This is a genomic window from Flavobacterium azooxidireducens (assembly GCF_023195775.1).
GTDB classification, from domain to species: Bacteria; Bacteroidota; Bacteroidia; order Flavobacteriales; family Flavobacteriaceae; genus Flavobacterium; species Flavobacterium azooxidireducens.
In genome coordinates, this window is sequence record NZ_CP096205.1 from 3,712,912 (window position 1) to 3,731,687 (window position 18,776).

Genomic DNA, 18,776 nt, shown 5'->3' on the forward strand with positions numbered 1-18,776 from the left:
TTGTAAATAAAAACATTTTTATATGAGAAAAATTACTTTGTTTGTTTCAATTTTTTCTTTCTTTTTACTGAAAGCACAAACAGCTCCAACGGCCTCATTAACAATAGAGCAACCTTACAACGTTTGTGATTACAACACTGAATGTCAAACGTTAACAGCAAATTATACCGAATTATATTCTACTAGTGAATATGAAGTCTCTTCTATTCCATATTATTTTGTTGATCAAAGTTCATTAATAAACTCTTACAATTTACTTGATGATAAATATAAAACGTTGAATTTACCGTTTGATTTTACTTTTTTCGGAAACACTTATTCTGCTATATCAATTGGAGCAAATGGATTAATTACTTTTAACGAGGTGGAAATAGATGAAGATTGTCCATGGCAATTTCAAACCACCATACCAAATACTAATTTTCCAATTAAAAATGCTATTTACGGTGTTTATCAAGATTTGAACCCACAAATATCCAATCCTGAAACTAATGACTATCCTAATTTAACTTTCAAAATGATAGGTTCATATCCAAATCGAAAAGCTGTTTATACTTTCTACGAAATGGGTTTCTATGTTTGTCAATATCAAAATCAAGGTCAGACTTCACAGATTGTGTTACATGAAACAACAAACATTATTGATGTTAATATAGTAAGAAGAGTTCCATGCACAAATTGGAATAGTGGAAATGGATTAATAGGCATCCAAAATATAGCAGGAAATTTGGGTTTTAGTCCACCTAATAGAAATACCGGTTCATGGTCAGCATTTGACGAATCATGGCGATTTACTCCATCAGGAGAATCAATAACAGAGTTGGTATGGTATAAAAATGGAGAATTCTTAACCAATGAAAACCCAATGATAGATTGTGATTTAAATGAAAACTCACCTTCCGATACTTATACTGCGACAATTATATATAATCATTCTCCTGATAACATAAGTGAAATTACAACATCACAAAACTCCACAGTAATTCCTATGCCAGTGATTCCAGAGCCTGAAAACATAGTCTTATGTAATCAAAATGATGGTTTTTATACCGTAGATTTAACAATTAATGAATTTATTATTTCAAATTTAAATCCGCTGGCGTTTCAAATTAGCTATCATCTTTCTTTTGATGAAGCTGTAAATTTAGCTTACCAAATACAAAATCCAAGTTCGTATGTTTTTTTCAACTCTAACCAAACAATTTACATGGCAATAGAAGATTATGTGAGTGGATGTATATATGTAAAGCCATTTGAAATTTCTGCTATGCCAAATATTGCTCCACCAAACGGTGAGCCAGTTCAATCTTTTACTGAAGGACAAACACTTGATGATTTGATTGTAGTCGGTGAAAATATTAATTGGTATGACGAACCCGAAGGCGGAAATTTATTACCTTCAACAACTTTATTAGAAAACAATACAACTTATTATGCCAGCCAAACAGTTAATGGATGCGAAAGTAGAATGTCTACAACACAACGATTTGCAATTTTAGCAATATCAAGCTTAAATTTGACTAATTTTGATACTAACTCATTCCAAATTTCTCCAAATCCATTTTTAAATAATGTTACAATCATAAATAATAATACAAATGTTAATCTAGAAGTTTACTCGGTTTTAGGTCAAAAGATTACTAGTTTTGAATTAATCAACGGAAACAACACTGTTAACTTAAACAATTTAAATTCAGGAGTTTATTTTTTCAAAATAAGCACTGATAATAAAAGTCAAACTTTTAAAATGATCAAAAAATAATATCCTTAATGAAATATATACTTTCTTTAATTTTCTTTTTGATTTTCTTTGCTTCTAACGCCCAAGAAATCGCCCTTTTAAAATACAGCGGTGGCGGCGATTGGTATGGAAATCCGACTTCATTACCAAATTTGATAAAGTTTTGCAATCAAAATATCAATACCAAAATCAAACTAAAACCGGCTACGGTTGAACCGGGAAGTTCTGATTTGTTCTCGTATCCTTTTGTGCATTTAACCGGACATGGAAACGTGGTTTTTAATGATAATGAAGTGAAAAACCTTAGAGATTATTTAACATCCGGAGGATTTTTACACATTGATGATAATTACGGAATGGACAAATACATCAGAAAAGAAATCAAGAAAATTTTTCCGAATAATGAGTTAATTGAAATTCCATCTACACACAAAATTTTTCAAGGACCATTCTCTTTCCCAAATGGAATACCAAAAATCCATGAACATGAAAAGCAAAAACCACAAGCGTTTGGCATATTCATAGAAGGAAGACTGGCTTTAGTTTACACCTTTGAAACCGATTTAGGCGATGGATGGGAAGACGAAGAAGTACACAATAATCCGAAAGAAGTTAGAGAAAAAGCTCTTAAAATGGGAGCCAATTTAGTTCATTACGTATTTGTAAATTAAATTTTCCTATTTTTATAAAAAAATTAAAATGACTTCAAAAACCATTTCATCCGGAATTTTAAGAGCAATTGGAACATTAGTCTTAATTGCGTTAGGGTGTTGGTTTTTGTATGCCATTCAGTCGATTATAATTTATCTGCTTATTGCCTTAATTCTAACCTTAATTTGTAATCCGGTTGTTGAATTTTTAAAGAAAAAGTGTAAATTTAATAATACGTGGGCCGTTATAACGACGATGATTTTGCTTCTGATTTTAGTAGCATTGTTCATTCTGATGTTTGTTCCGTTAATCTCTTCGCAAGCAAAAAGTTTGTCGCTTTTAAATACAGAATCAATTGAAGAAAAAATCATGTTGCTTTATTATGATTTGAATTTGTATTTATTAGACCATGGCATTCTCATGGAAGATGTTTTTAAAGACACCGATATTGGTTCCTACTTGAATATGAACTTTTTACCTTCTATTTTCAATGGAATATTATCGACCATCAGTTCAATTGGAATTGGCGTTGCTTCGGTTTTATTTATAACTTTCTTCTTTCTGAAAGATAAAGTCATTTTTTTAGTTGGAGCAAAAAAAATTATACCGGATGATCATGAAGCCGAAACATTAAACTCGATTACAAAAATCAATGATTTGCTATCTCGTTACTTTATTGGTCTAATTTTTCAACTTTTAATTTGCTTTATTTTATATTTTATTGTTTTGCTTATTTTTGGTATTGAAAATGCATTTGTTATAGCTTTTATTTGTGCTATTTTAAATATCATTCCATATATAGGACCATTAATTGGAAGTGTTTTGGCAGCTTCGTTAACAATGATTGGAGGAATTGGCGGTGATTTTCAAACCGAAATTTTACCAACTGCTTTATATGTTTTACTTGGTTTTTATATAGTTCAACTAATTGATAACAACATTAGCCAACCATTAATTTTTTCAAACAGTACAAAATCGCATCCATTAGAAATTTTCTTGGTCATTTTGACAGCCGGTTTTATTTCAGGCATTATTGGGATGATTGTAGCAGTACCACTTTATACAATTATAAAAGTGATTGCTAAAGAATTTTTCCCTCAATATAAAATCGTTCAAGTACTTACCCGAAATTTATAAATTAACCTTGAAAAATTTTGATTTTTTAGCATTAAAGGAGGTTCAAGATTTTATAGAAACTAATTTAAATGAAACTATTTCAAAATTAGCTTTACAAAAAAATCCTTTTCCCGAGTTAGATTGGAAAGAAATTCTCAATCAAATTGAAGCAAAATCAAAGGCAAAAGATAAACTTCCTACTTGGTTTAATGCTGAAAACATCATTTTTCCTAGTAAAATTTCTGTTGAGCAAACTTCTTCAGAAAAAACAGCTCTTTACAAATCAAAACTTATTTCAGGAGGAAAAATTATCGATTTGACTGGCGGTTTTGGTGTAGATGCTTTTTACTTTTCCAAACAGTTTTCAAAAGTTATTCATTGTGAACACAATTCGGAATTATCTGAAATTGTAAAACATAATTTTAGTCAATTAAAAGTTGAAAACATTCAATGTGTTTCAGGCGAAAGCGAAGAAATTTTAAAATCTAGCAATGAACTATTTGATTGGATTTACATTGATCCATCCAGAAGAAATGATTCCAAAGGAAAAGTTTTTATGTTGCGTGATTGCGAACCAAATGTTCCTGATTTATTGGATTTTTATTTTAATTATTCTTCCAAAATCCTTATCAAAACTGCTCCACTACTCGATTTAACGGCTGGATTAAAAGAATTAAGAAATGTTTTTGCCATTCATATCGTAGCATTAGAAAATGAAGTAAAAGAATTGCTGTGGGAAATTCATCAAGGTTTTGAAGGAAATCCGACAATTAAAACGGTCAATCTTACCAAAAATAAAGAAGAAAAATTTGAATTTGAGTTAGGTAAATCTTCCGTTGAAATTAATTTCGGTGAACCGGAAAAGTTCCTCTATGAACCAAATGCTGCCATCATGAAATCAGGTGGTTTTGATGAAGTTGCTATTCAATTTAATTTGAATAAACTTCATCCGCATTCACATTTATATACTTCTGATGAAAAAATAGATTTTTGTGGCAGAGTTTTTGAAATTACAAACGTAATTCCGTACCAAAAAAACGAAATGAAATTGCATTTAGAAAACAAAAAAGCCAACATTACTACCCGGAATTTCCCTGAAAGTGTTGACAATATTAGAAAAAAATGGAAAATTAAAGAAGGTGGAAATTTATATACTTTCTTTACAACAGAACAAAAAAACAACAAAATTGTGTTACTTTGCACCAAAATTAAATAACCTCATGAGATTCTTACTTTTCTGCTTATTATTTTTATATTTTCTCCCTTCCACTGCCCAAAAAAGATGCGAATATGATGTTGAAGTGAATGACAGCATCGGTACTCTAAAAACCACTAAAGAATTTTTAATGCACGAAAGAAAGTTTGGCAACAATGAAAGCTATGTCTTTTTTTCGCTTTCAAACGATAATGGAACGCCGGTTTTAAATTTTCAATTGGTTCATAAAAACAGTGATTTCATCAAAGCGTATTGCATTGATGCGAAAACAAAACTATATCTTCAGTTAGAAAACGGAAAAATTATTACGATGCTTCATACTGATGTTGAAAATTGCGGAAGCTTTATGCGAAATGATGAACGAAATATAAGAATACTTTCGGCAAATTTTTTGTTTCTTAAAAATAATTATGACGAATTGAAATCAAGTCCTGTTGTTTCGATGCGAGTGAAATATACTACTGAATCGGTTGATTATCTCATTAAAAAAGAATTACAATCTGAATTATTAAACCAATTTAGTCGTCCGCAAAATTATTTTATGGATTACTTGCATTGTGTGGAAAATTAATTGCAATTCCACGTAAAATTTGATACTTTGTATTTTTCTTCTGTTACTAAATCATAATGCCACCATTCGGATTTAATGATTTTGAAGGATGAGTCTTCCATCACTTCTCGAAGCAATTTTCGATTGTTTAAAATAATTTCCGATAAATCTTGGTATAAATGTGCAGATTCTTTCCCAAAATGATCAAAATCGGTTCCCATATCTAATTCTTTCCCATCAAAATCAACCAACGTAATATCAACTGCCGCACCTCGATTGTGAATTGAGCCTTTGCTTGGGTTGGCAACATATGATGGATTTGAAACAATCGCCCACATTTTCTTTTGAACATCCAAAGGTCGATAACAATCAAAAATTTTAATTTTATAACCTAACTTGATAAATTTCTGATTTGCTTCCACCAATTTTTTGATGGTTTTAAAACGCAAATAGCATTCGGCACAATCATATACTTTGGCTTTAAGAAAATTGTTTTCGGTGGCATAACGCATATCATAAACAAAATCGTTTGAATAATCTTTTAGATTAACAAAAACGGAATCATTTACAGTTCGAGTCGTTGAAATTTCATTTAATTCTTGACTAAAAGAAGAAGATATAACTAATAAGAAGAGTATCAAAATTCGAGACATCGCTTAATTTTCGAATAAATATACTAAAATTTATTCTAAAAACTCAGACCAATAGATGTGAATCAGTTCTTTGTGTTGTTCATAAAACAATTGGGCTTTTTCTCGGGATCTAAAAGCTAAAAATTGAGGAAGAACTGCAATACCATAATAAGGAGTAAATTCACCGTCTTTCATTTGCGGAAAAATAGCGTAATTATCCAATTGATTACTCCATCCACTAAAATAGGATTTTAGTAATTGTGCTAACTGAGCTTTTGCTAACGCAGACTTTGCTTGATTTTCTGTAACAAAAACATTTCTGTTTTCTTCGTTTACGGGACGATTTTCGTAGGCTTCAATTTTTGAGAAACTATCAATATAAAAGCCGTTTACCTCATTTAAATCCATCCAACTCGCAATGAGTTTCGGATTTTCTTCGAGGTATTTTTTTAAAGCTCCAATCTCATCCAGGTTTTTCTTCTGTTGAAGTTCAAGAGCATTCAAACGGTTAATTATGTTCAATTTTTCTTCAGGTGTCATATATACGACCTTATCTAATCCATAAAAAATTGTGTGTAGTATTTGGGGCTACAAACAAGTACAGCTTAAAAAGCTTCGAAAGTTATGATTTTATTGGGAAAAGTAAGCGATTTGCTTGTAAAAAGTAAAAAAAATCGTTTAAAAGTCAATTATGAACTCATTACCAATATTTTATAATATAAATTTTAAAAAAACCTACAAAAAATGGCTGTCAAATAAAAATATTATATTTTGTTTAATTATTTAATAAATATAATAAACAAATTTGAATTTAAAATAGTCCAATCACCTCTTATAAAGCCAAACAATATTTAACTAATCACCTATTTAACAAGTATTTATAATCAAAAAACAACTGTTAAAAACATGCTAAATAAAGTTAAATTTATATTTTACATTTTGTTTATTATTAATTTTATAACATTAAACAAAAAACATAAAGACTATGAAAAAAATTACTAAATTACTTTGGCTAAGCCTAGTGTTTTTAAGCAACATTAGTATAGCACAGACTGCAAGAGTTCAAGTTATTCACAATTCACCGGATCTGGCTGCAACTCAGGTTGACGTTTATGTGAATGGTGGACTGTTACTAAACAATTTCGCTTTCAGAACGGCAACACCTTTTATTGATGTTCCTGCCGGTGTAGAATTAAGTATTGATGTAGCTCCGTCAACAAGTACATCCTCTGCCGAAAGTTTATATAATCTAACAGCTACTTTAGCAGATGGCGAAACTTACATTTTAGTTGCTAACGGAATTGTGAGTCCAACCGGATATTCTGTTGGACCAAACTTTGCCATTAATGTATTTGCACAAGGTCGTGAAGCTGCTTCTGTTACAACCAATACTGACGTTCTAGTAAACCACGGTTCGCCTGATGCTCCTACCGTTGATGTGGTTGAAACTTCTTTACCTGCAGGAACAATCGTAGACAACATCTCTTTCCCTAATTTTGCAGGCTATTTAGAATTACCAAATCTTGACTTTACATTAGACGTTCGTGATGCAACCGGAACTGTAACAGTAGTTTCTTACCAAGCTCCGCTTCAAACTTTAGGATTAGATGGAGCAGCAATTACAGTGTTAGCAAGTGGTTTCCTAGATCCATCAGTAAATAGTAATGGACCTGCTTTTGGACTATGGGTGGCGTTAGCTTCAGGTGGAGATTTGATTCCGTTACCTTTAGTGGAAACTCCAACGGCTCGCGTTCAAGCTATTCATAACTCCCCTGATTTAGCAGCTGCTGTAGTAGATATTTATGTAAATGACGAATTGTTTTTAAATGATTTTGCCTTCAGAACTGCAACACCATTTATTGATATTCCAGCCGGAGTAGAATTAACCATCGATGTTGCTCCTTCAACCAGTACTTCTTCTGCAGAAAGTCTTTACAACATAACAGCAACGCTTGAAGAAGGAGAAACTTATATTATTGTAGCGAGCGGAATCGTTTCGCCAACAGGCTATTCTCCAAACCAACCGTTTGAACTTTATGCATTGCCAATTGGCAGAGAAGAGGCTTCGGTTCCAACCAATACAGATGTGATAGTTGTACATGGTTCACCGGATGCTCCAACAGTTGATGTGGTAGAAACCTCCCTACCAGCCGGAACACTTATAGATAATATTTCTTATCCTCAATATTCTCCTTATTTAGAATTACCAAATCTTGATTTCATACTTGATGTTCGTGATGCAACCGGAACAGTAACCGTAGCTTCTTATCAAGCTCCTTTACAAACATTAGGTCTTGAAGGTGCTGCCATCACAGTTTTAGCAAGCGGTTTCCTTGACCCATCTGTAAACAGCAATGGTCCAGCATTCGGATTATGGGTAGCGTTGGCTTCGGGTGGTGATTTAATTCCGCTGCCATTAGTAGAAACACCAACTGCACGTTTGCAAGCTATTCACAACTCTCCTGATTTAGCTGCGGCTTTAGTGGATGTGTATGTGAATGATGAATTATTACTAAACGATTTTGCTTTCAGAACTGCAACACCATTTATCGATGTGCCTGCCGGAGTTGAATTAAGTATAGACGTTGCTCCGTCAACCAGTACTTCTTCTGCGGAAAGCTTATATAATTTAACAGCTACTTTAACCGAAGGTGAAACGTATATTTTGGTTGCCAATGGAATTGTGAGTCCAACAGGATATTCCGTAGAGCCAAACTTTGCCATCAATGTGTTTGCTCAAGGTCGTGAAGCGGCTTCAGTTGCAACAAATACAGATGTTTTAGTAAATCACGGTTCACCGGATGCACCAACTGTTGATGTAGTTGAAACGTCTGTACCAGCCGGAACAATTGTTGATAATATTTCTTTTCCTGAATTTCAAGGTTATTTAGAATTACCAAATCTTGATTTCACGTTAGATGTTCGTGATGCAACCGGAACAGTAACTGTGGCTTCTTACCAAGCTCCACTTCAAACATTAGGATTAGACGGTGCAGCTATTACTGTGTTAGCAAGTGGTTTCCTTGATCCTTCTGTAAATAGTAATGGACCTGCTTTTGGACTTTGGGTTGCTTTGGCTTCGGGTGGCAATTTAATTCCGCTACCGCAAATACCTTTAAGTGTAAATAATTTTGATTTGAATTCCGTTTCGTTATATCCAAATCCGGCAAGAGAAACCATTACTCTTTCCATTCCTTTTGACTACGAAAATTTCAAAGCAACGATTTACGACCTAAGCGGAAGACAAGTTAAAACCGTTTCAGACCCTAACAACATTGACGTAAGCGATTTAAATAGTGGTATGTATATCTTGAATACAACCCTCAACGATCTTAGTTTTAATCAAAAGTTTGTGAAAAACTAAGCATTTTTCAAACCAATAGTTATGGAAGGGCCATCAGCAATGATGGCCTTTCTGTTTTTTTATATAAGTCTTTCCTCCTCTTTATAAGCTTTTTTTCAACTATACCTCCAATTTTACAAACAGGAAATTAAAAATAATCTGAAATTGTCATTGATGTTTTTTACATTAAAACAAATATTTTATAAAAAACAACATATTTTTATTGCTATTCAATAAATATTTTATATTATTGCACCATAATATTAAACTCAAATAGTTATGTCAAAAAAGAATAATTTCGTGTTTACAGTTCTGCACATCGTTGCTTGGATCATTTTCGTTGGCTTGTGTATTGAAGTCGGCGGTTTAGTAGTCAATTTTGTTTTCAGTATTTTCAAACCTGAAGTCGTACAAAACTTATATCAAAAATTAGATTTAAGTGAAATGTATGAAAATAGTAAACCCGTTTTTTTTGGTGTGTATGGTTTTATCCTTTTCATCTCGATTCTCAAAGCCTATCTATTCTATCTTGTTATCATGCTTTTGATGAAAATTGATTTGTCTAAACCATTCAGCACTTATGTATCCAATAAAATCACAAAAATTAGCTACTTAACACTATCAATAGGACTCATCAGTTACATCGCTCAAGGAATCGTTAAAAACCTTGAACACTATGGTCTACAAATAGACACCTTAAACCCATTTTGGGCAGATAGTCAGGCGTTTGTTCTCATGGCGGCAGTTGTGTATGTTATTGCCACCATTTTTGCAAGAGGTGTAGAAATTCAAGAAGAAAATGATTTAACCGTTTAAGCCATGCCAATTATAGTAAATGTAGATGTCATGATGGCAAAGAGAAAAATGTCGCTTAATGAGCTATCCGAAAAAGTTGATCTCACGTTGTCCAACCTTTCTATTCTAAAAACAGGAAAAGCAAAAGCAATCCGGTTCTCTACTCTGGAAGCTATTTGTAATGCGTTAGATTGTCAACCGGGTGATATTTTGGAATATAAAGAGGAGAAGAGAAGCTAATCCCGCTTTCCGCTACAAGCTTTTGCTCAAAAACCTTTTTTTCTAAGGTTCAGCAGGAGCTTCCGTTGGTCGCTCTGCCACACCAAGAAAAAATAGATTTTCTTCACAAAAGGCTTTCCGCTGCAATCGGGGCTAGAAAATTGTGCTTCAAAATAAAAATACGTGAATAAAACCGTTTTGATGATTTGTAAGATTTATTTATTAAATTTGAGAAAATAAATCTAACGATCATCAGACATATACACCCAATTTGGGGTAGATAAGTCTGATTTTGTCAGACATATAAATAAGTTGTGCGACATTCGTCAAAATTATCGTCCAAATGAAAATCTACAAATACTGTCCGCCTAAAAGAAATCATCTGACAAATCTTGTAAAAAGTGAATTATGGTTTAGATCGCCAAATAATTTCGATGATAACTTAGATTCTAATTTACCTCATAAACAAATTCCAACTATTCAAATCGTCAATCAATTTGAAACTGACTTAAATAATTATTCCATCGAAGTAATAAAACATTTAACTCCTCCAAAAGGTCTTATCTTGCCCATGCAAAATCCAGACGATCGAAGTTTTGAAAATTTGTTTAAAAACTTCAAACAAAATTGTATCGGAATAACTTGTTTCACAGGAAAGCCTAGCAATAAAAAAATGTGGAATGAATTTGCTGAGAATGAAACTGGGTTTTGTTTAGGATTTGAAACTGAAAATGATAATGCATTTTTTAGAGAATTGGAGGAAGTAAAATATTATAAAGAACTTCCAAAACCTGATTATTCAAATCCCATTTTGGAAAAAGAATTAGAAATCAATTTTCTAAGCAAACTTTCAAAATATAAATTTGAAGAAGAATTAAGATTAATTAAACTTCAATCGGGCGGAATAAGATTTAATAAAGAATCTTTGCAAGAAATTATCCTTGGCAGAAATATTAGTAATTACACTGAAAAACGTATTATGAATATTTTAAAAGGCAACTATAAACACGAAATAATAGTTAGAAAAAATATATGAACGTAGCACAACCGCCGCTAACCAAAATTGCCGATTTTCGGCAGCCGGAAGCTTTTCATGAAGAAACATTATCTTGGCAGAGAGAACTCAGTTCGCTTTCATCGGCAACTTCGGTTAGCGGCCAAACGTTGGCAGTAATCATCCAAAAAATACCCCCCCCCTCTACAAAATATCTCTATTTCTTAGCAAATAAAATTCTTTCACCCGCCTTTTAAATTCTCCCATCCGCACGGAGTATTACTCCACCTGCACGCTGTATTCTTCTAACCGTACGGAGTATTCTCCCACCCGCAAAAAAATAGAACAACTACGTTTCTAAATCTTATCGCCCTCTTTTTAAATCAATCCGTATCTTTGCTATCCATTAATGACCACAAATTATTTATTTTTATGCAACATATCATCGACCGGTTCATCAGCTATGTAACGATTGACACCGAATCTGATCCGAATTCAGAAACCACTCCAAGTTCAAAAAAACAATTAGTATTAGCCAATAATTTAGTCAAAGAACTGAAAGACATTGGCATGGATGATGTAACGATGGACGAAAAAGGCTATATCATGGCTACTTTACCAAGCAATGTAGAACATGAAGTTCCGGTGATTGGTTTTATTTCGCATTATGACACTACGCCGGATTTTACGGGTGCAAATGTGAAACCGCAAATCATCCAAAATTATGATGGCAAAGATATTGTGTTGAATGCCGAGCAAAATATTGTGTTGTCTCCCTCCTATTTTAGCGATTTGTTGCAGTACAAAGGACAAACCATCATTACAACAGACGGAACTACTCTTTTAGGTGCCGATGACAAAGCCGGAATTACCGAAATTGTTACCGCAATGGAATTTCTAATCAAGAATCCTCAAATCAAACACGGAAAAATTCGGGTTGGTTTTACGCCCGATGAAGAAATTGGTCGTGGTGCTCATCATTTTGATGTAGAAAAATTTGGAGCCGACTGGGCTTATACGATGGATGGCAGTCAGATTGGCGAATTGGAATATGAAAACTTTAATGCTGCCGGAGCAAAAATTATCTTCAAAGGAAAAAGCGTTCACCCGGGTTATGCGAAAGGAAAAATGATTAATTCGATGTTGTTGGCTTCCAAATTCATATCCAAATTACCAAAAAAAGAAGTGCCGGAAGAAACCAAAGGTTATGAAGGATTTTTTCACGTAACCGGAATTACAGGAAGCATTGAAGAAAGCACGGTTTTGTTAATTATTCGCGACCATGACAAAAAATTATTCAAAAAAAGAAAAGAGTTTTTGCATGATTTAACGGCTAAATTCAATAAAAAATTTAAAAAACAATTTGGTGATGATATCGCCATTATCGAAATCAAAGACCAATATTATAATATGAAAGAAAAGGTAGAACCGGTTTTTCATATTGTAAAAATTGCCGAAAAAGCAATGAAAAAGTTAGACATCAAACCGCTTATCAAACCTATTCGTGGCGGAACAGATGGTTGTCAACTATCCTATAAAGGTTTGCCTTGTCCGAATATTTTTGCGGGCGGACACAACTTTCACGGGAAATATGAATATGTTCCGGTGGAAAGTATGCAAAAAGCGGTGGAAGTAATTGTGAAAATTGCGGAATTAACTGCGGAGAAGAAATAAATTATACTTTTTATAGCCGCTGATTCGCTGATTATTTTTATTTTTAATCAGCGAATCAGTGGCTATTTTTTTGCTACTAATTTCAAGTTGCCGCTGATCTGCTGATTCTATTTATTTTAATCTGTGACCCGAAACCGAAGGTTGAACAGACGAAGTAATCAGTGGCTTTTTTTTTGCCACGAATTTCACGAATCTCACGAATTTTTAGAAAAAAAATTATCATAGATAAATCGAATTTTAAGTTGCCGCTGATTTGCTGATTTTATTTATTTTTAATCTGTAAATCAGAGGCTTTTTATTTTTACAATTATGGAAGACAAAAAAACTTGGAACAGAAATCAAAAATGGCTTGAAGAAATTGAATTACTCAAATCCATCATCGTGAAAACCGATTTAGTAGAAACCACCAAATGGGGCGGAATTGTTTATACTTGGAACAACCGCAACATCATTGGAATTGGCGGATTTAAAGACTATTTTACGATTTGGTTTTTTAATGGTGTCTTTCTTTCAGATGAAAAAAATGTGTTGGTGAATGCCGGAGAAGGTGTTACGAAAGGATTACGACAATGGCGATTTACATCAAAAGAAGAAGTAAACGAAAAATTAGTTCTTCACTACGTCAATCAAGCCATTGAAAATGAAAAAAACGGACTTTCGATTAAGCCGGAAAAAAAAGAAGTAAAACCGTCTGATTTTTTTCTTTCAAAATTGAATGAAGATACCACTTTGGTTGAAAAATTCAATGCTTTTTCACCCTTTAAACAAAAAGAATTCATCGAATACATTGATTCTGCCAAACAGGAAAAAACAAAACACGACCGTTTTGAAAAAATAAAACCGATGCTTTTGGCAAACATCGGTTTAAATGATAAGTATCGAAAATAATTATTTCTTTTCTACTAATTTGGCACTCATTTCCATAGAAATAGCTGAGCGTTCCATTTTTAATTTTCCGGACATGGTTTCAATCACCACTGTACCTTCTGATACTTCTGCAATTTTTCCGTGAAGTCCGCTTTTGGTGATAATTCTATCGCCTACTTTTAAACTGCTTTCAAATTCTTTTTCTTGTTTTGCACGTTTTTGTTGCGGTCTGATCATAAAAAAATAAATGACCACAAACATTAATAAAAACGGTAATAACGATTGAATATTTTCCATATTATTGATTAGTTACAGCAGGAGCATCTGCTTTTGGTTTTGGTGTTACGTTTGCTTTGATGGTTAAAACATCTTTTCCGGAAGCTGTATTAGCTGTGATGTTAACCGATTTTTGTTGCATTCCAGGTTTTCCGTTACTGTCGAAAGATACTTTCATTTTTCCTGTTTTGCCTGGTTTAATTGGTTCTTTTGGGAATTCAGGAACAGTACAACCACATGATCCTGAAGCATTAGCAATAATTAAGTCGGCTTCTCCTGTATTGGTAAAAGTAAAAGTTGTTTCTACTTTAGCACCTTCATTTATTACACCAAAATCATGTTCTTTTTTGTTGAACGTCATTACCGGATATTTACCGTCTGCCGGTGGTGGAGTTACTTGATTTGTCTCCGGATTTGTATTTTGTTTAACCGGATTTTCTTGTGCTGGTGTTGCTTGTGGATTTCCAACATATTCATTGATTGGAATATCTTTACTGTTTGGATCGATTTTAGAAAGTGCATCTTCTTTTTTACAAGAAAGTAATGATGCAAAAACGAACATCGCAAAAATTGATTTTCTTAACATAGTTAGTTGAATTTAAAAATTACATTAAACCTCTTCCGGTTTTCTTTAATTTATCTGCTTTTTGGAAATCTTTGACTAAGTTGTCTAAAACTCCGTTTATAAAAATACTGCTTTTTGGTGTGGCATATTCTTTCGCTATCTCCAAATACTCGTTTATAGTTACTTTAACGGGAATAGATGGAAATCGCAAAAACTCACAAATAGCCATTTTCAACATGATAGTATCAACTTCAGAAATACGATCCGGATCCCAATTTGGCGTTCTATCGATATATTCTTTAGCTAATTCATTTTCGTTTAAAACTGTTTTTCTGAATAAATCGCGAGCAAAATCTTTGTCTTCGGCATCTTTATATAATGGTAAAACAGCAAACGATTTTTCAACACCCTCGTCAATATGTTTCAATTGCTTAAGAATCATTGTGTTTACCAACGGAATATCATCCACCCAAGTGAGTTTATAATCTTCTAAATAATCATACAATTTTTCGTTAGATGCAACTAACTCAGTGAACATATCTGCCAAGAATTTTTTATCGTTTTCAAACGAATCTGTCTTGTCTGACAAATAATTTTGATAAAGCGAACTCTTTTTGATGTCTTCCAATAGAATCAAAATAAGGTCATCATTTTGACTCCAATTGTTGATTTTTCGTTTTTCTAAAGCGATGGAAAGCGAATTATTCTCTTCCAAAGCAAGTAAGACACGATTTGTAATAAATTTTCTGTTTGGCTTTAAGTCCTTTTCAGTGGCTAAATGTTTCTTGGAAGCTTTCTCCAAAAAATCTTCTTCTTTTTTTCTGATTTCAACTAAGGCAGAAACCACAATCAAATATAAATCCTGAATACTTTCGATACTTGCGAATAAGAATTTTTCTTCTTTTTCCAATTGATCAGAACCGCTCTGATGCATTGCATAAATGGTTTGCAATACTTTTACCCGAATATGTCTCCTGTTTAACACGTTGTAAGAACTTTTTAAAAAATTAGTGACGCCCCGTAGGACGTCACAAAAATAGTATTATTTATCGGAAAAATTTATTTCCCGCTTTCTTTTTTACGTAGATTTATTCTATTTTGAGCAATTGTTAAAGCTGCTTGATGCGTTGTGATATTGTTTTTCACAGCATAATCAAAGATTTCCAACGTTGTATTGTAGATGTTTTCCGTTCTTCTCATTGCTTCTGCTTTGTCATAATGTTCAATTTCTGCATAAACATTTATGATTCCACCGGCGTTGATTAAGAAATCGGGAGCATACAAAATTCCTCTTTCTTGAAGAATTTTTCCGTGAATGTTTTCATTTGCTAATTGATTATTGGCTGCACCGGCTACAATAGAGGCATTCAATTTATAAACTGTATCATCATTGATGGTAGCTCCTAATGCACAAGGAGCATAAATGTCAACATCGGCTGCATATAGATCAGAACCATTGAAAACTTTTGCACCATAATGAGCACCAACTTCTTTCAAACGAGCTTCATTTATATCAGAAATGGTCACAATTGCACCTTCTTTTGTTAAATAATCAACCAAAGTTTCGCCAACATGGCCAATTCCTTGCACCAAAACTTTGATTCCGGCTAATGATTCTGAACCAAATTTATATTTTGCAGCTGCTTTCATTCCCATGTAAACACCAAAAGCAGTTACGGGAGAGGGGTTTCCTGATCCACCTCTTGATTCAGAAATTCCGGTTACGTAAGGTGTTACATCTCTCACAGTATCCATATCTTCGGTCTGCATTCCTACATCCTCTGCAGTAATATACTTTCCGCTTAATGAATGAACGAATTCACCAAACTTTCGCATTAATTCCGGTGTTTTTTGCGTTTTAGCATCACCAATAATCACTGCTTTTCCTCCGCCAAGGTTTAATCCTGTGATAGCAGATTTAAAAGTCATTCCGCGTGATAAACGTAAAACATCGTTCAAAGCTTCCCATTCATTGGTGTAGTTCCACATTCTTGTTCCACCCAATGCTGGTCCTAAAACTGTGTTATGAATTCCAATTATTGCCTTTAAACCAGTATCTTTGTCATTGCAAAAAACAATTTGCTCATGATTATCAAAGGATACTTGTCCAAAAACCGGATCCATTTTTTGAAGTTCTTTAGGAGTTGTTACTTCTGCTATCATAGTTGAATATTTAATTGGTAAAATTATGACTTTGTCAAAAAGACATAACAAAAGTAGCACTAAAATCAAAAGAACGCAATAAAATTTAATAATTTTAGCAATCTGTTAATAACAAACACGAATTGAAGATAATTTTAAAATAACACAATTCTCAATTTTTTAACACTTTTTAACCCATAGCCTCTCATCTGAATTAAATAACATGAAAGAACTACATTATTTAAATAAATATTTCATAAAATATAAATACCGTTTTTTGTTAGGTATTATCATTACAATTGTTGCACAAATATTCTCACTATTTATTCCAAAACTAGTAAGTAAATCAATGAATATTATTGATGCGTATATTAAAAACCCAATTAGCGACACCAGTTTAATCAAAAAAGAACTGCTCATTAGTTTAGGATTAATCATTGGAGCAACTGTAATTGCAGGATTTTTGACGTTTTTAATGCGACAAACTTTGATAGTAATGTCTCGCCATGTTGAATTCGACCTGAAGAATGAAGTTTTTCAACAATATGAACGTTTATCGCAAAGTTTTTACAAAAGAAACCGAACGGGAGATTTAATGAACCGGATTTCGGAAGATGTGGGTAAAGTCCGTATGTATGTTGGTCCGGCCGTTATGTACACCATCAACACCTTCATCCGCTTTGCCATTGTGATTATATATATGTATAATGTTTCACCTAAACTGACCTTATATACTATTCTCCCATTGCCGCTTCTCTCCTACTTCATTTTTAAATTGAGTGTGGAAATCAATAACAGAAGTCGCATTTATCAAGAAAATCTATCTACACTTTCCAGTTTTTCACAGGAAATGTTTTCCGGAATTAGAGTGATAAAAGCCTATGCTTTGGAAGGACAAAACAAAAAAGAATTTAACGGTTTAGCACAAGAAAGTCGTGATAAGAATATGAGTTTAGCATTAGTAAATTCATTATTTGGACCATTAATGATTTTGTTGATTGGATTGAGCAACTTAGTTGTGATTTATTTCGGCGGAATGATGTATGTAGACGGAACTATTGAAAACATTGGTACTATAGCCGAATTTATTTTGTATGTCAACATGCTTACTTGGCCAGTTGCATCTATCGGATGGGTTTCGTCATTGGTTCAGGAAGCCGAAGCCTCTCAAAAACGTATCAACGAATTTTTAAAAATTGAACCGGAAATTAAAAACCATAATCCAAATAACGATACGATTCAAGGTTCCATAGCTTTTAAAAATGTGAGTTTTACTTATGAAGACACTAATATTCAAGCTTTAAAAGATATTTCATTTGAAGTGAAGAAAGGTGAAACCTTAGCTATTTTAGGAAAAACAGGTTCAGGAAAATCTACACTTCTTTCTTTGATTTGCAGATTATATGATGTGGAAAAAGGTTCGATTACTATGGATGGAAAAAAATTGGCCGATTTAAATCTGCATGATTTACGAAACAGCATTGGAATTGTTCCGCAAGATGCCTTTTTGTTTTCGGATAGCATCAAAAATAATATCAAATTCGGAAAAGAAGATGCCACAGATGAGGAAGTTATTGAAGCGGCTAAACAAGCCATCGTTCACGACAATATCATCAACTTTAAAAATAAATATGATACTGTTTTAGGTGAAAGAGGAATCACACTTTCCGGAGGACAAAAACAGCGGGTTTCAATTGCCAGAGCAATTATAAAAGATCCTGAAATTTTGCTTTTTGATGATTGCTTATCTGCCGTTGATACAGAAACGGAAGAACAAATTCTGAATAACTTATTTGAGATTTGTAAAAATAAAACTACACTAATTGTCAGCCATCGTGTTTCATCAGCTAAAAATGCAGATAAAATTATCATCCTCGAAGAAGGAGAAATTATACAACAAGGCACTCATTTTCAATTATTAAATCAAGAAGGTTATTATAAAGAATTGTATTTGAAACAACTTTCTGAAAAAGAATTGTCGTAATTTTTTGATAA

General features: G+C 33.0%; 19 protein-coding genes. 13 read left to right on the plus strand and 6 right to left on the minus strand.

What is annotated here, in order from left to right:
* Nucleotides 1-22: 22 nt before the first annotated feature.
* The 5 genes from M0M57_RS16130 to M0M57_RS16150 are packed head-to-tail and all read left to right on the plus strand — an operon-like array spanning nt 23 to nt 5,295.
* A complete protein-coding gene (locus tag M0M57_RS16130; protein WP_248434130.1) occupies nt 23-1,762 on the plus strand; it encodes a T9SS type A sorting domain-containing protein in 1,740 nt (579 codons plus the stop codon).
* A gap of 8 nt (nt 1,763-1,770) precedes the next feature.
* Complete coding sequence (locus M0M57_RS16135) at nt 1,771-2,412, plus strand: DUF4159 domain-containing protein (RefSeq protein WP_248434131.1); 642 nt, start codon at nt 1,771-1,773, stop codon at nt 2,410-2,412.
* A gap of 28 nt (nt 2,413-2,440) precedes the next feature.
* A complete protein-coding gene (locus M0M57_RS16140; RefSeq protein ID WP_248434132.1) occupies nt 2,441-3,529 on the plus strand; it encodes an AI-2E family transporter in 1,089 nt (362 codons plus the stop codon).
* Between the two features lie 7 nt (nt 3,530-3,536).
* Nucleotides 3,537-4,724 carry a class I SAM-dependent methyltransferase gene (locus tag M0M57_RS16145; protein WP_248434133.1) on the plus strand — a complete coding sequence of 396 codons (1,188 nt, stop codon included), beginning with the start codon at nt 3,537-3,539 and terminating at the stop codon, nt 4,722-4,724.
* 4 nt (nt 4,725-4,728) lie between these two features.
* On the plus strand, nt 4,729-5,295 hold the full coding sequence (locus tag M0M57_RS16150) for a hypothetical protein (protein WP_248434134.1): 567 nt from the start codon (nt 4,729-4,731) through the stop codon (nt 5,293-5,295).
* Here the strand turns inward: M0M57_RS16150 and M0M57_RS16155 are convergent.
* Together M0M57_RS16155 and M0M57_RS16160 are read right to left on the minus strand one after the other, a co-directional pair.
* Nucleotides 5,292-5,927, minus strand: coding sequence for a M15 family metallopeptidase (locus M0M57_RS16155; protein WP_248434135.1), 636 nt, complete (start codon nt 5,925-5,927; stop codon nt 5,292-5,294). The genes M0M57_RS16150 and M0M57_RS16155 overlap by 4 nt on opposite strands.
* A 30-nt stretch (nt 5,928-5,957) precedes the next feature.
* Nucleotides 5,958-6,428, minus strand: a complete 471-nt coding sequence (locus M0M57_RS16160; protein ID WP_248434136.1) for a hypothetical protein — start codon at nt 6,426-6,428, stop codon at nt 5,958-5,960.
* Between the two features lie 463 nt (nt 6,429-6,891).
* Between M0M57_RS16160 and M0M57_RS16165 the strand changes: the two genes are divergently transcribed.
* The 7 genes from M0M57_RS16165 to M0M57_RS16195 all read left to right on the plus strand — a co-directional run bounded on the left by M0M57_RS16165 (nt 6,892) and on the right by M0M57_RS16195 (nt 13,819).
* Nucleotides 6,892-9,270, plus strand: a complete 2,379-nt coding sequence (locus M0M57_RS16165) for a DUF4397 domain-containing protein (RefSeq protein ID WP_248434137.1) — start codon at nt 6,892-6,894, stop codon at nt 9,268-9,270.
* Between the two features lie 258 nt (nt 9,271-9,528).
* Nucleotides 9,529-10,065 (plus strand): DUF2975 domain-containing protein, encoded by a 537-nt coding sequence (locus M0M57_RS16170; protein WP_248434138.1) that lies wholly within the window; start codon nt 9,529-9,531, stop codon nt 10,063-10,065.
* A gap of 3 nt (nt 10,066-10,068) precedes the next feature.
* The gene (locus tag M0M57_RS16175; RefSeq protein ID WP_248434139.1) at nt 10,069-10,284 is read left to right on the plus strand and encodes a helix-turn-helix domain-containing protein; all 216 of its coding nucleotides are present in this window, start codon (nt 10,069-10,071) and stop codon (nt 10,282-10,284) included.
* Nucleotides 10,285-10,606: 322 nt separating this feature from the next.
* Nucleotides 10,607-11,299: a DUF2971 domain-containing protein gene (locus M0M57_RS16180; protein ID WP_248434140.1), complete on the plus strand. Its 693-nt coding sequence runs from the start codon at nt 10,607-10,609 to the stop codon at nt 11,297-11,299.
* Entirely contained in the window at nt 11,296-11,514 is a 219-nt protein-coding gene (locus M0M57_RS16185; RefSeq protein ID WP_248434141.1) for a hypothetical protein, read from the plus strand. The genes M0M57_RS16180 and M0M57_RS16185 overlap by 4 nt, the downstream gene beginning before the upstream one ends.
* A 175-nt stretch (nt 11,515-11,689) precedes the next feature.
* Nucleotides 11,690-12,931 (plus strand): peptidase T, encoded by a 1,242-nt coding sequence (gene pepT / locus M0M57_RS16190; protein ID WP_248434142.1) that lies wholly within the window; start codon nt 11,690-11,692, stop codon nt 12,929-12,931.
* 309 nt (nt 12,932-13,240) lie between these two features.
* On the plus strand, nt 13,241-13,819 hold the full coding sequence (locus M0M57_RS16195) for a YdeI/OmpD-associated family protein (protein ID WP_248434143.1): 579 nt from the start codon (nt 13,241-13,243) through the stop codon (nt 13,817-13,819).
* Here M0M57_RS16195 and yajC read toward each other — a convergent pair whose 3' ends face one another.
* The 4 genes from yajC to M0M57_RS16215 all read right to left on the minus strand — a co-directional run bounded on the left by yajC (nt 13,820) and on the right by M0M57_RS16215 (nt 16,802).
* Nucleotides 13,820-14,095 carry a preprotein translocase subunit YajC gene (gene yajC / locus M0M57_RS16200; RefSeq protein WP_248434144.1) on the minus strand — a complete coding sequence of 92 codons (276 nt, stop codon included), beginning with the start codon at nt 14,093-14,095 and terminating at the stop codon, nt 13,820-13,822.
* A gap of 1 nt (nt 14,096) precedes the next feature.
* A complete protein-coding gene (locus M0M57_RS16205) occupies nt 14,097-14,660 on the minus strand; it encodes a DUF1573 domain-containing protein (protein ID WP_248434145.1) in 564 nt (187 codons plus the stop codon).
* Between the two features lie 19 nt (nt 14,661-14,679).
* A complete protein-coding gene (gene nusB / locus M0M57_RS16210) occupies nt 14,680-15,573 on the minus strand; it encodes a transcription antitermination factor NusB (protein ID WP_248434146.1) in 894 nt (297 codons plus the stop codon).
* A 125-nt stretch (nt 15,574-15,698) separates the two neighbouring features.
* A complete protein-coding gene (locus M0M57_RS16215) occupies nt 15,699-16,802 on the minus strand; it encodes a Glu/Leu/Phe/Val family dehydrogenase (protein WP_248434147.1) in 1,104 nt (367 codons plus the stop codon).
* Nucleotides 16,803-17,004: 202 nt separating this feature from the next.
* Between M0M57_RS16215 and M0M57_RS16220 the strand changes: the two genes are divergently transcribed.
* Nucleotides 17,005-18,765: an ABC transporter ATP-binding protein gene (locus M0M57_RS16220; protein ID WP_248434148.1), complete on the plus strand. Its 1,761-nt coding sequence runs from the start codon at nt 17,005-17,007 to the stop codon at nt 18,763-18,765.
* The last annotated feature ends 11 nt before the right edge of the window (nt 18,766-18,776 follow it).